The 13,864-nt window shown below is 51.3% G+C and carries 10 protein-coding genes; 4 read left to right on the forward strand and 6 right to left on the reverse strand.

What is annotated here, in order from left to right; genetic code table 11:
* Window positions 1-12 precede the first annotated feature (12 nt).
* Window positions 13-744, reverse strand: a complete 732-nt coding sequence (locus C7B82_RS18675) for a Uma2 family endonuclease (protein WP_106257778.1) — start codon at window positions 742-744, stop codon at window positions 13-15.
* Between C7B82_RS18675 and C7B82_RS18680 the strand changes: the two genes are divergently transcribed.
* Entirely contained in the window at window positions 744-1,265 is a 522-nt protein-coding gene (locus C7B82_RS18680) for a transposase (protein WP_245939983.1), read from the forward strand. The genes C7B82_RS18675 and C7B82_RS18680 overlap by 1 nt on opposite strands.
* Window positions 1,266-1,323: 58 nt before the next feature.
* On the opposite strand, the gene C7B82_RS18685 is transcribed toward C7B82_RS18680, so the two are convergent.
* Together C7B82_RS18685 and C7B82_RS18690 are read right to left on the reverse strand one after the other, a co-directional pair.
* The gene (locus C7B82_RS18685; RefSeq protein WP_106257779.1) at window positions 1,324-2,205 is read right to left on the reverse strand and encodes a FecR family protein; all 882 of its coding nucleotides are present in this window, start codon (window positions 2,203-2,205) and stop codon (window positions 1,324-1,326) included.
* A 431-nt stretch (window positions 2,206-2,636) separates the two neighbouring features.
* Window positions 2,637-3,956 carry an outer membrane beta-barrel protein gene (locus tag C7B82_RS18690; protein ID WP_146141192.1) on the reverse strand — a complete coding sequence of 440 codons (1,320 nt, stop codon included), beginning with the start codon at window positions 3,954-3,956 and terminating at the stop codon, window positions 2,637-2,639.
* Between the two features lie 501 nt (window positions 3,957-4,457).
* Between C7B82_RS18690 and C7B82_RS33245 the strand changes: the two genes are divergently transcribed.
* Entirely contained in the window at window positions 4,458-5,849 is a 1,392-nt protein-coding gene (locus C7B82_RS33245; RefSeq protein WP_219904577.1) for a FecR domain-containing protein, read from the forward strand.
* Window positions 5,850-6,043: 194 nt separating this feature from the next.
* On the opposite strand, the gene C7B82_RS18705 is transcribed toward C7B82_RS33245, so the two are convergent.
* The 3 genes from C7B82_RS18705 to C7B82_RS18715 all read right to left on the reverse strand — a co-directional run bounded on the left by C7B82_RS18705 (window position 6,044) and on the right by C7B82_RS18715 (window position 10,309).
* On the reverse strand, window positions 6,044-7,117 hold the full coding sequence (locus tag C7B82_RS18705) for a beta-galactosidase (RefSeq protein ID WP_245939984.1): 1,074 nt from the start codon (window positions 7,115-7,117) through the stop codon (window positions 6,044-6,046).
* Between the two features lie 223 nt (window positions 7,118-7,340).
* Window positions 7,341-8,828, reverse strand: coding sequence for a glycosyltransferase family 2 protein (locus tag C7B82_RS18710; protein ID WP_245939985.1), 1,488 nt, complete (start codon window positions 8,826-8,828; stop codon window positions 7,341-7,343).
* A 53-nt stretch (window positions 8,829-8,881) separates the two neighbouring features.
* Complete coding sequence (locus C7B82_RS18715; protein WP_106257781.1) at window positions 8,882-10,309, reverse strand: acyltransferase family protein; 1,428 nt, start codon at window positions 10,307-10,309, stop codon at window positions 8,882-8,884.
* 969 nt (window positions 10,310-11,278) lie between these two features.
* Between C7B82_RS18715 and C7B82_RS18720 the strand changes: the two genes are divergently transcribed.
* Window positions 11,279-12,694, forward strand: coding sequence for a tetratricopeptide repeat protein (locus C7B82_RS18720; protein WP_106257782.1), 1,416 nt, complete (start codon window positions 11,279-11,281; stop codon window positions 12,692-12,694).
* A gap of 264 nt (window positions 12,695-12,958) precedes the next feature.
* The gene (locus C7B82_RS18725) at window positions 12,959-13,777 is read left to right on the forward strand and encodes a tetratricopeptide repeat protein (protein WP_106257783.1); all 819 of its coding nucleotides are present in this window, start codon (window positions 12,959-12,961) and stop codon (window positions 13,775-13,777) included.
* Window positions 13,778-13,864: the final 87 nt, after the last annotated feature.

A 13,864-nucleotide genomic window follows, 5' to 3' on the forward strand; every position in this document is an offset into this window, starting at 1 on the left:
GGTGATAAGTCCTCAACTTTTCGCATCATCAGGGGTGTGTCCAAGCGCGTGTAGCTGCGCTTTGAGCTGCTTGATTTCCTCTTCTGCCTGTTGAGCGCGACGTTCGGCAGCATCCGCTCGTTGGCGCTCGTGGTCTGCCCGTTGGCGCTCGTGGTCTGCCCGCGATCGCTCTTGTTCGGCTCGTTCAGCAATTTGTTCGTAGGTTTCAAAGGGTTGCCCGTTGGGGCGAATCAACACAAGATCGCCTTCTGGCGTTAAGCCAAAGCAGACGTTCAACCGGGGGCTCACCCAGGCTTCCATCGATTCAATGGCTTCTAAGCTCCCGTCTTGACGCAAAAAACCACCGAGGCTGGCGCGATCGGGGTCATAGATATAGTATTCCTCGACGCCATAGCGCTCGTAAAACTGAAATTTGCGGGTCATTTCGGGAATGGTGTGACCGGGCGCAATGACCTCGAAAACCACATGGGGTGGGGTATCTGCTTCGAGCCATTGCTGGTAGCTGGCGCGATCGCCCTTGGGACGGTCAAACACAACCATCGCATCGGGTGCCTGTCGCAGCTTGTTGTCGCCTTCGACGGGATACCAGAGCAAATCGCCCGCTACGAAAACGTCTGGATCGTCAACAAACAGCCAATCCAGCCCTTTTTTAATGTAAACAATCCACTCAAACTGGACTGTATTCTCTGCCATTGGCAGGCCGTCTGATTCCGGGTAGATGATGGGCGATGAGGTCGTTACCATTGGCGTTCCTTTCTGCTGCTTCCTCCAGCGTAGATCACAGTGTTACGACTGTTACGGCTTTTGTAGCAATCGTCCCTCTTCCCCGCACCTGCCAACGACTTAACATCAAGGGTTTCTGTTTTTACAAAGCCACCAACGGGATTAAACGGCATCTCGCCGTGTACCCACTGGGGTTTCCCTGCTTCACTCACTGGACATCAGCAAATGTTGCCGATGATGTCGGTTTAATTGAGCCGTTGACACTCAACATCGCTTATTGCCAAGCCAAACCCGTTGCTCTGCCCAAAACGACCATCCTGCTACAACTTTCGACCAAACCCTCGAAACAAGAGAAGGCAGCGCCAGGCCAAGCGGTTTTGGTCCCGGCGGCGGTGCGCTGTGTGATTGAACGCTCGCATGCGCGGAGGGAGCGCTGTAAAAGTCGCGTGAAGAACTTCGAGCGCACGCACGCTCCTGCCATGACCAAGCTCAAGGTCTGCTTTGTCAGGCCCATGCTGAAGCGGCCTGCTGCCCCTTCCTGAGATCTCAAACGGATTTTATTCTATCCTAAATTCTTCTCGTTAAAGTGACCAAAGAGGGTTAAAAAGGCAACCGAATTGGAAGCCCAGGAATCGACACACTCGGTAACCGAATTGGGAAGGTAACGCCTGGAAACAGCTGCTGGAAGCTTGCCTGAATTTTTGCCATCCCTGGCAGCGAGAGCGTAAACCCATTAAAGAGATTGCCCTGAAGAAGGTTGGTGAAGTCACTCTGGGTCAGCTTCTCAACTAGCCCGACGCCCTCTGTCGGGCTAATGCTGACTTTCTCACCGGCTTTGAGCACAACCTCGTCAACGTTTGCAGGGGGCCTCTCAGTCGCCGCCGGTGGTTCTGGCGTGGGACTCTGTGCTGGCTCTGGTTCTGGTGTCGGCAGGCTCGGAATAATGGAGGGTAGAGAGAATTGCTTGCTGCCAGAGGCTGGTTCAGTCTCGCATTCCTCCTCCTGTTGGCGAGTCACGGTGACCTCTCCTTCCAAAACTTTGATGCCTGTTTCACCCGTTTCAGTGGCTTCAATGACGTAGGTCGTCCCACGGACACCTGCTACAACCGAAGCCGTGCAGCCATTCATCGCGCCATTCACCAGTAGCGTGCCCTGTTGCAAGCGGGCACATTGACCCACTGTGAGTACTGAGTTGTGCGCTAGACGTCCGATCGCGCCCGTATTAAACGTTAGCTGTGCCCTTGCTTTGCCAGTGCGGACGCGCTGACCTTTGCTAGCAGAGTCGTTCAACTTTGCTTGCCTGTTTTGAATGAATATTTGAGAGCTATCGAGAACCTGCGTGATTTTGGCTTGATTGATCGTCGGGACTTGGGCTGAGATCGGCGATCGTGACAGCAGCACAACACAGAGTGCGCACACGAAGATCAACAGCAGACGACTCAACGTGCTGTTGGCGGATAGCCATTTAGACCGGATTAACATAGAAGCGACTCCAGAGCACTACCTGTAATGAATGCATAGACAACGGTAGATGACCCTGTTGGCTGAACCTGTGACACAGGCAACGTGCAGCCTGAACCGCCAGCATGCATGCATGAAAGGCAAGTGTCGATCGCCGCTGCACATGTAGATGTTTCAGTAGATGTTTAAACTAACCTTGCTTCTGCCTCTCTCTACTCAGTCATGTGCAGCAATTCCAGAGAGTTTTAAGAGAACTTATAACGATCTCAACGATTGACCATGATTCATTGTCTTGCTCGGTTCGGGATGGGTTTCAATCAGAAGCTCAGCACAAGACCGCATGACAGACCGTTTGTCTGCCAGACCACAACGACCGCTCATGGCACCGATCGAAACTGAACTAGCGCCCGATCGATGGCGTAGCGCGATCGACTGTCTTCAAAACCGATCTCTCAAAAGAGACCTAAATTGACTGTTAGGCTCACTCCCAAAATCAGACCGTTGAACCCGACTGTAGGATCAGAGGAGCCACCAAAGCTGTAGCCGACAAACACGTTCATCTGAGTATTGCGAAACGCTGTGTAAGTGAGGCGTGCCGCCACCTGGTGGTATCGGTCATCGCGTTGGATCGCCGTAAAATTGGCTAGCGCAAACTGATAGTCAAGCCCAAGCTGGAGATTTGTCTGATAGTCATAGTTGAACGAGGCGATAAATGAATTGAGCACCCGCGATCGAATGTCAGGGTCAGCAAAGCTCAGCCGTAGTTGATAGAACGTATTCAAAGACAGGCGTTTACTTAGCTGGTCACGACGACTCAATTCGAAGCGGATACCATGATCATTTAAGAATCGAGTCCCCACTGGCAGCCCTGGAATTTTACTTCCGGCAATAAAAAGTTGCTGATTGCTCCAGCCAATCTCGCCAAACATCGTTGGTGACAGGCGTTGAAAAATACCAGCTCTAAACCGCAGCTCGTTATAGTCAATTTGAGACTGAGTGTTGTACCGAATCAGGTTGCTATCAACGGAGGCAACGAAGTAGGTGTTAGGGCCTAAGGCGGGTGCTGTAAACAGAGTTAGACCAGGTCTGACAAGACCATCATTAACGGGATCGGTTGCCGAGAAGACGTTGCTACTGCGGAAGTAATCTACACGAGCGATGAGATAGACAACCGGCTGACGTGGCGGTGGCGGTGGCGGTAACGCTTGCAATGGGAGGCAACCCAGCTCTGGATCTGGCTGAGCGCCAGACGCACAAGGTTTTAGCCCAGGCCGGATTTGCCCAGGCGGGTCACCTGTGGGTGTTGTAGAGGGCGATCGCGGAGCCTGTAGCCGCAGCACGCCCAACTCTGGATCTCTTTCGGCAGGAGGCGGTGCACTATTGTCACTGTCTGCCAGGACAGGGATATTCTCCTGAGCAATGGTTGGAGTGGTTGAATCAGAGAATGGGGGTGATGAAAGCGCGCCACTGTCTACCCCACTCGTTGCCTGCAGCGATCGCAGGGGAAGGAGTGAGGCGGCACGGTAGCGTCGCGATCGTCCGGTTGTCGATGGTAGTCCTTGTTGGCGAGAGGTAGAAGGCGTATCGGCGATCGAAGCATGTGCAGCGATCGGTCGGGGCAGCAGAGCAGCACGAGTCAATGTGGTTGTCTTGGGCGTAGACCAGGCGGGACTACTAAACAATAAACTGCTCCAAATCACAATCTGCTGCCAGATCTCTAATCGGAGGGGTAGATAAAGCCTGAGATTGGGAGGTGAGTGACGTATCTGCAAATCAGGAACCGTGGAACTACTGAATCATTTGATACTGTTAACAACAGGGAATCCTTCGGTTAATACGAGAACCTTACTGAGGCTATGATATTCCGCTTACTAGCCTATGCCATTAGGCAGTCGAAACAAACTCATTGCCATCGCCCGAAGTAGGGATTGTTAAGGATCATCAGTGACATTTAGATTTGATGAAAGTAAGCTTATGACTGTAAGGCTTTATATCTGCTTTAATTAAAGCTGTGCTCATATACTTAAGAGGAAACACGTAACTTTATTTAAATGCCGATTAAATGCTGAAAATAGTTGCTTTGAGTCTACCCCCAAAAACTGAAACGCTTAGCGCAAGCGTTTCAGCTTAACCCGGCACCCAAAAGGCACTATGACGTGGGTTGTGGCACTGCTTGCACAGCAAATCTGAAAACGGCAAAGCGGGTGCTTAAAGCAGCGTCATAGCGTAGCAAGGGTGCGATCGCTGAGTGGTCCTAAACGCTTGGAGCCATTATGTCTCGCAAATTATTCCTGATCGTCACATTAAGTCTGTTTAGCGTTGGCACTCTAGGCTTGCCACAAGCAGTCAAGGCGGACACTCCGCTCACTAGAGCCACGGTGCAGGCACTTCGCAATCAAGTCCAGCTCATCTTCAAGAATCGGGTCACCCGTGCTGCCAAAAATGCAGACACTATAACGCCCGGAGACTCTCTAGCAACAGCCCGTAAATCGTTTGCGGAGCTCCGCTTCAACGACCGATCGCTAGCCCGGATTGGTGAGCGGACACTGTTTCAATTTGTTCCCAATACTCGCAACTTCTACCTCGGTAACGGTACAGCTCTGCTGCTGATTCCGCCCGGGCAGGGACGAACAAACGTACGCACGCCCAATGCTGCTGCTGGGATACGTGGTTCAGCTCTTTTCGTCCGCTACAACGAAGACACTAACACCACGATCGTGGGAGCACTGACCAACAGCCGTATTGAAGTGTCGAATGGCGAAACTTCACAGGCTCAAACGCTGGAAGCGGGCCAGATGGCGGTCATCATCCAGAATCAAATTGTCCAAGTCTACAACTTTGATCTAAATACGTTTTACCAGACCAGTGAATTGGTCAAAGATTTAGACTTGCCGCTCAGCAACGCTACCCCAAGCGCTGATCCGGGCATTGCTGCGGTGCAGGCAGAAACCTCTCAGGCAGCAAGGGAGCAAACACCCCTCAGCGGGCGGGTTTCTGAAAACCCTGCTTTTGTTAGCCTCACTCCACTACCCAACGTCCAAACCACAGTGACGCCGAGTCTCTTCGGCACAACACCGATTCCGTCTGGCTTGGAGTTGAGTACTGCTCCGCAGACCACTCTGCCTTCAGCTTCACAGACCGCGTCACCGCCCTCGGCGTCACCGCCTGCCTCAAGTCCAGTTGCACCGGGCGGTCTAACGCTTCCCGACCCTGCGGCGGCTCCAACCGGGAATTCAACCTCTAGACCTGGTATCCCAGGTCAGCCAGGGACTGCGACACCAGCACCTCCTCGTCCTGCGCCCAGTGTCACAACGCCTACCCCAACGGTACCTGTGACGGTACCAGCACCCACGTCCACTGTCACAACGCCTACCCCAACGGTACCTGTGACGGTACCAGCACCCACGCCCACTATCACAACGCCTACCCCAACGCTACCTGTGACGGTACCAGCACCCACGCCGACTGTCGTGACGCCCACACCCACTGTCGTGACGCCCACACCCACTGTCGTGACGCCCACACCCACTGTTGTAACGCCCACACCCACTGTTGTAACGCCCACGCCGACCTCAGCGGTTCCTGCGGTTACGTCGGCCGCGCCTCGACCCGCCCCAACGATTGTTACGCCAGCCCCTAACTCATCAGCGCAAGCAACACCATAAACTCAACTAGCAGCAAGCAACACATCTGTTCTCTAAGGGCTGTCTAGAATAATCCTATGAGTATCCAGTCACAACTGGATTAATCGTGGGCATGAATGGTAACACGACCACGGAACGGCATTCAAGGCGTTGCCAAGCTGCTGAGTAGTGCTAAAGCTAACTCCTAGCGATGCGTTATTAACGCTTCACTTGATTCAAGCTTCAACGGTTGAGGCTTGAATGATCTGTTGCATTGTCCACCACCAGAGGTTGCGATCGTTCTTCTTTTGCCAGTACCAATATTCACACCCCCATAGCATCACGGTGCTGTAACCCAAATCAGTCAGTGAGTTGACCAGGTTACTAGTACGCTTAGGTGTGCAACTGGGATATTCTGCTTTCGCCATCGCTACTAATTGATTCGGCTCCCACGGTTCTGCTTGCGCTTCGGCAATCCAGTCTTCTTTGTTGCTGTCTGCCAGGCTGGCCTGCCAGGCTTTCAGTTTTTCCCAGTAAGGCGGCAGTGGCTGTAGGTAAAAGAGTGAGTTACCAGCAGGGACTTTGGTATAAACATTGATACCGATTGCATCAGCCATGTTGAGGCTTTCCTGAAAAGCGCGATCGTCTTCGGCTAAATCGGCAGCCGGTAAACTAATGGCTGTTGTCATCAAGAGCTTCTGGTTGGACGTGGCTAAAGAACGGACTAATTCCGTTTCCCGCCGCACGAAGTCATAGCTGAGATAGCGACCAGCCGTGATATCCAGACGCGTAAAGGGCTCGTTTTCAACCTGCCAATATTTGAGACTGGGTGCCTCCCGCACATGCCGAACGACAGTTTGGGTAAAGTTCAAGGCGCGATCGGCAATCTCAGGATTGAGATCCACCGCTGCTCGGTTTGTGGCGGTATCTTGGCGCGCGTGGAGCCAATCAGGAAAGTGAAATTCGGGCCAGCGGGGTGCTTTCATACCCACTGTGAGCGCCACATCAATGCCGTGCCGATGGCTTTCCTCTAGCAGCCAGTCTAAAGCAGTGAAATCGAACTTGTTTTCAGCTGGCTCAATTTCATGCCAGTAGCTACATAACCGAATACGGTTAAAGCCTAGTGAGCAGATCTGGCGGAACGTCTCCTGGTAATCCAGGCCCATGTAATGGCATTGGAGTTGACTAAACGTCGTTCCTAGGTTCGATGGCCGCCGTAACCCAGTTGTCTGCATTGTCTTCTCAGAGCGAGGGAGGGTGGCTTGTGCGCGATCGGCGCTCAAGGCCATCAAGAAAGCAGTCGCTGACATCATAAGGTGAGTAAACCGTCTGCGTGTCAATGGAACAATCCTTTGTGGTTTCTTCATTTCAGCCGCATCGCTCTTCGTTCTAGCCTAGAGTGCCCGACTCGTGTAAACGTGCGACACCATCGCTGGTTGACCAGCATCAAATGAGCCCACCTATGGCTCTAAGCGATCGATGTAACTCATCAGTCGTAGCAGCTAACCATACAGCTTGGGTGAGATCCCAAACCTATTTCGCAGACCCAAGCCCCGCAGCGGTCGGCGCTAAGATCGGAGGCTTGCGTGGTTGCATCGGGCGCTTTTGCTTGATCCCACGAGGTGTAACCACCCATTTGTTATGACCATTCAAGTGGTCATACAGCCCTACAACCGCGATCATGTTCTTCAAAATGGTGTACAAGAAAATAATGACTGCATGTTGTAAGAAGTAGATCACTGGATAGCGAACTGCTGCCACTTTCATCGTGACTAGCGTTTGATAAACACCGCTAGAAAACGTGATCACAGTGCTGAACCAAAGGAAGGGATTATCTGATGGAGGCAAATCGCCCTGGTACAGTAACAGGCTTAAAATGAGCGGCAAGATCTGGAGTGCAATCAAAGAATAGAGGACACAGAAGTAAAGTAAGTACGTCCAGTAAACTTTTTGCCAGAGGGTAAAGTTGTTGGACTTCCAAACTCGACGCTGGTACTTAAAACTGACCTCAAGCCAACCTTGCGCCCAACGCTTGCGCTGAAACCAAAAAGAATTGAAGTCAGCGGGAGCAAGCTCGGTTGTAATAATACTGCGATCGTGCAGGATACGATAGCCGCTTAACAGAGTCCTCATAGAAGCATCAATATCTTCTGTCAGCATGGCTGGATTGAAGCGGATCTGCTGCAAGACGGCTGTACGCCAGTAACCATTGGAACCGCCAAAGATACTGGAATCGGTCAAGAACGACTTCGCCGCATGGCTGACGCCATACAGTGTTTCAAACTCGATCGCGATATTTAGCGTGAGCAAACTATGACGGTGGTTGCGGATAATGTTGCGCCCCTGCACCACATCGTAGTCATGCTCTAGCCATCGCCACGCCCGTACAAAGCAATCTGCTGCGGGGAGATGATCGGCATCCAAAATACAGGTGATTTCACCCGTCACAATATGCAAGGCAGCATTCAAGTTCTCGGCCTTAGAGCGGCTGCCATCGACCCGCAGCAAGCGCAACTCTGGATGCAGTTGTGCCAGCCGTCGCAGATCGTCTTCAACGGGCAAATCGATGGGCGTATTGTACGCAAGAATGACCTCCAGGCCTGCTGCCGATCGCTGCACGGTATAAAGAATGTGGTTGAGCGTGTCGAGAATAATGTCTTGCTCGTTGGGCAGGTAAGCCGCGACTAAAAAGGAACAACGGGGTAATGGATTCGTCGCCGGAGGCAGGTTGCTGCCGCTAACGCCCAGCGCCGACTTCGCTGATTGCTTGAATTGTGCGATTTGGCTACCAGCAGTGCGTTTGTTCTTCACGGCAAAACGCCGAAACAGCGCGTTTGTGGCTTCTAAAAAGATAATCAGGGAGCTTAAGAGAAAAAAAGCGGCGATCGCCACATGTATTCTGATCAACGGCATCCCACCGACCCGCAAACAGTAGTAGAAAATCGTTGGCACACCGATCAGCAAGACATGCGTATAAATCAGCTTTGGTATATCGCCCGTCCAGTTCCTCACTTTAGCCATCCTCCAATCATTAGGGTTCAACGTGTCAAATGTTTCAGCAGTGGTAGTCGCACTCAGAAAAAGGCAGAGTTTTTACTGACTTCCCCTGCATGGGACAGCGTTACGGCAGGCTCCAAATCATCTTCATTAACCCACAACGATCGCTGCCCATCGCTGATTTGACACAGAAAAAACGCTCGCTCGTCGAGTAATTTTTCAACTTTTAGAACGGTCCAGCCCACGTTACCTTTGTAAAGCACTGGATCTCCCATGCGTGGGTTCCAGAGTCGGCGATGGCGCACCGTGGTCGGTGTCAAGACATAGTCTAAGTCGCGCAGCAGAGCACCAACGAGTCGCTGCAAGAGGGGGCTTGCATAATCTGCCAAAACGGCCAGGATGAGGGTTCCCAAAACCATCACAGGGAGTAGCCAATAGTAGAGCGAGAGATCATCCTGAACGACGAGCCGAATCGTGCGATCGACCACAAAGTTGTGAATCAAGAAATAGGTATAGCTATGGGCACCCAGCCAGGTAAGGAGGGTGGCGATCGGGCGTGGTTGAGCGATCGCGCGAAAAAGCACCATACAGCAAAGCGTTAGACCAATGGGCAAGAGCAAATCAACAAACACCCAACCGGCACGATAAAACTGACAAACAAAGCCAAGTGTATAGACGGGCACACCTAGGAGTAACGCTCGTTCAGACTTCCAGAAAATTGGCCCTTTGCCCTGTACGTAGAGCTGTGCCACAACCATCCCCAGCACAAACGTACTGAGCTTAGCAAGGAAAATCAAGAAGGGATGCCAGTCTGTTGGCGTATCGAGAATGACGTAAGTGGGATGACCGTCGAACTTATAGACAGCTAACGCGCGGTAGGCCACCGTGAGCAGTGTGCTGATCAGCACCAAGTTGGTCGCTCCCCATCGCTGTAGCAGATGCCACAAAAAGGGAAAGATGAGTGCGAAGCTGAGAATTAGGGGCACGAACCACCACGGACCGCTCGTGGCTAACAGAAGTTCACCGCTGTAATCAAACAACAACGGAAAGGTCGCTCCAGCAAAGGTGTGCCACAAGCTCGGTATGTAGCTGTGTGTGGCAACGCCGATCGCCCACAGTACTGGATAAGACAGCCACGCCACCGTCCAGAAAGGCCACAGAATCCGCAAAGCGCGGCGCTTGAGAAAGCTACCCACTACTAGCGGCTTGCCTTTTAAAGACAGCACTAAACTGAAGCCGCTAATGAGCACAAACACATCCACAAACTGGAAGCCAAACCAGGCTGGAATGCCCAAAAGACGCAGCAGTAAGCCTGGATCGGCAGCCCCTTCAACAGGCGTCACTAATTGCCGCAAGTTGTCGGCTAAACCAGTCGGCTGCGGCGTATAAGCATAGCCCGTGAAGAGTAATTGCGCGTGGTAAAGCAAAAGCAAAACTGCCGCTGCAATGCGTATTCCCTCTAACCAGGCTAAGCGGGGCGATCGAAGCATCTTTGAGTTAACCATGCACATCTAAAATCTCTTCTATCAACAAAAATGAAAAACAGGAATCTTCACACGTTGCTTACCGGACGTTTAAGAGAGTGCTTTGCCGTTGGTGGTTCGTTGATGGATAGGCCCCTAATACAGTAGGCCTTAAACCCGGTATCAATGACATGAAACGGCTGCACCACGGCCATTCGATTGGCAGGCGAAGTCGCTCCTGAAGCTGTCTTCCATGCACAAAACGTATGGAATCTGACAACAGGGTTACTTTTAAACGAATGCTTTAGCGTTTTACTGTACAAATTTTTCTACTAAATAATCGCTATCTGAAAGGTTTATCTTGTTGATACGGGAATATCAGTTTTAATCACATCCTCCTGGGGAGATACATATTTCTTTATAGTTCATATGAGGCACAACAACTGCTGATGCGGTCAGTTTTTTAGCTGGCTCGACTCGTTTTTAGCAGTATAGATGAGACTTTTTTATAGGTTTGTTCTTGAGCAATTAGGTTTTTGCCGTCTTTGTGTTTCACTGTTTCAGCCCATAACCTGATCAATGCCCCACAACCTGATGAATACCAGCGAGTACGATCGGTCGTCTGAGGCTGACTTTTACAGTTACTGAGTGGTCAACAGCACTTGTAACATGTAGCCAAACCTTGTCTCAAACTCAAGTTACAATAGAGTGGAATCGCTTAACTCCATAAGTGATCTTTGTATCTTGCGGCTTAAGCTCATTTTGATCTCTAGGATCAAAAGATCTTCATCATCAGAAGATTGAATCGTTGCACAGAACTCCCGTCGTGCGCTGCTTTCACCCGTCGTGCGCTGCTTTCAAACGTCGATCACTGTCCCCCTAATCAATGATCTATAGCCACTCTATCTCCCGTTGATTTTGTGCCTCCCCCAGTTCCCCTCACTGCTTAGGTCACCGTGATATCTTCCCTGTTTCTCGTCGTCAATCGTCACTCCCTGTTAAGCCACTGATATGTCTCAGCATCTGGACTCAGAAGCAGAGTATTTTTTGCAGCAAGGTCTGCAACTCAGTCGCGCTGGGGCTTTCGAAGATGCGCTGCTGAACTTTGATCGCGTTTTGCAACTCCATCCTGATTGGCATCACGTTTGGCATACTCGCGGTGTAGCACTATCGGAACTGGGACACTACGAAGAGGCTGTTGCTAGTTTTAATCAGGCGATCGATTTGGAGCCAAACTACCCCGAAGCCCTGAATAGTCGTGGGATGGCGCTTTACAATTTGCACAGCTATGAAGAAGCGATCGCGAGTTACGACAAAGCACTCAAGCTAAGACCTGGCTTCCACCAGGCTTGGCACAATCGAGGTAATGCTCTAGACAAGTCAGGCTGTTATGAAGAAGCGCTGAAGAGCTATGACAAGACGTTAGAGTTTGAGCCCGATTACTCGAAATCCTGGTATAACCGGGGCATTATTCTATACAAGCTAGGGCGCTATGAAGCTGCCATCGACAGCTACGACCAAGCGATCAAGTATCGGCCACATTACTCTCATGCGTGGTACAACCGTGCCAACACCCTCAACCAAATGGGTCGCTATCCGGAAGCGCTGACTAGTTACGATCGCGTACTGACCATTAAGCCTGAATGGTATGGAGCCTGGTACAACCGAGGCAATGTACTGCACAAGCTAGGACGGCACGAAGAGGCGATCTATAGCTATAATAAAGCCTTGGCGGTCAATGCGACCCTTTACGAAGCCTGGTATAACCGGGGCAATGCGTTTGATGCCCTCGGTCGCTATGATGAAGCGATTAAGAGCTATGGCAAAGCGTTAGAACTCAAGCCAAACCTGCGCGAAGCCTGGTACAACTGGGGCAGCGCCCTCTACAAATCTGGCTGCTATCGTGAGGCGATCGCGAGCTACGATCGCGCCCTCAAGCTGAACCCTGGGTTTGCTAAAGCCTGGTTTAGTCGCGGTTCTGCTTTTCGCAAATTAGGGTTGTATGCTGAAGCGATCGCCAGCTATGACAAAGCAGTGCAATTTCAGCCAGACATGCCTGAAGCCTGGTACTGTCGAGGGATTGCGTTGGGTCATCTAGGGCAAAACGAAGACGCGATCACCAGCTACGATCGCGCCATTACTATCAACCCTGACTTCCACCCTGCCTGGTACAGTCGTGGCTCGGCGTTAGGGCACCTGGGAGACTATGAATCTGCCGTTGCCAGTTATGATAAAGCGCTTGCTATTAAGCCCAACTTCCCCGATGCACGGAGTCGTCGAGCCCTGGCGATCGACCACAACCAGGCAATGCGTGCTGATGCTAACGAAGGCCGCATCGCTGAAGAACGATCGGAGGACACAACAGCATTTACAGAACGGGTGCAGGTAAAGGAAGAGTCCTTACAGTCATTCCCGCATCTGACTTAGGACCGTGGATTTATTAAGGTGTAATTCTTTGCGTAGGGGCGTGGCATTCGGTAGAAAGACCTTGCCCTTGCCCAGAGACATCTGCCGAATGCCGCGCCCGTACAGGTAAAAGGCTGAAGTTGCCGATGTTATTTAATTCATACCCCTTAGTTGGGTTTTCTCCCAAGGCAACGGGCGTAAAATTACGGAACCTGGACAACTGTGAGAGCCTTTTGTTCGTTTTTGGTCACTCTAGGAACAGGGTTCTTGGGGTTGGGGTAGTTTATGGAGCATGATCTAAACTCTGCTGCCTGGTACAGTCACGGCAATATCTTGTATGGGTTGGGGCACTACGAAGGTGCGATCGCTGGCTACGAGAAAGTTCTAGCGACTCAGTCTGACCTTTACGAGGTTTGGAATAATCGGGGTTACGCGCTCGAAAATTTAGGCCGTTATCAAGAAGCTCTCGCCAGTTTTGATCAAGCGTTGCGGATTCACTCTGAATTTGCTTTAGCATGGCATGGTAAAGGTATTGTGCTTGCAAAAATGGGGCGCTACGAAGAGGCGCTTGCCAACTTTAAGCAAACGGTGAAACTGACACCCACCGATCTTAAAGCCCACTACAACCAGGGTAAAGCTCTAGCGCATCTACATCGCTACGACGAAGCACTGGCTAGCTTCGATCGCGTGATTAAGGCTAATCCTACTGATTACAAAGCCTGGTACAGTCGCAGTAAAGTACTCACCAGTCTCGATCGACTCCCTTTAGCGCTCATTAGTCTCGATCGAACCCTTATGATCAATTCCTTTTGCTACTATGCCTGGAACTATCGAGGCACTGTACTCACCAAAATGGGGCAGTACGACGCTGCGATCGCCAGCTTTGACCAATCTCTGGAAAGCAAACCGAACAATCCCGATGCCTGGTATAGCAAAGCTCGCTGCTACGCCCTCAAAGGAGAGGATCAATTGGCACTCAACCATCTTCAACGAGCCATCAAACTCAATCCCCCGCTCTATCGTGCGCTAGCCAAGGGTGACATGCACTTTCAAGCGTTACTGCAAACACAACAGCTTCAGGTTATCTTACAGCGGCAGGGGTGAGGAGAGTTTTAAGTGTTGAATTTTCAGTGTTGAATTTTGAGTTAAAAGAAACAAGTGAGGCGTAACCCTTTGCTGCAAGTCGCTACG

This window comes from Stenomitos frigidus ULC18 (assembly GCF_003003795.1).
Taxonomy (GTDB): domain Bacteria; phylum Cyanobacteriota; class Cyanobacteriia; order Leptolyngbyales; family Leptolyngbyaceae; genus Stenomitos; species Stenomitos frigidus_A.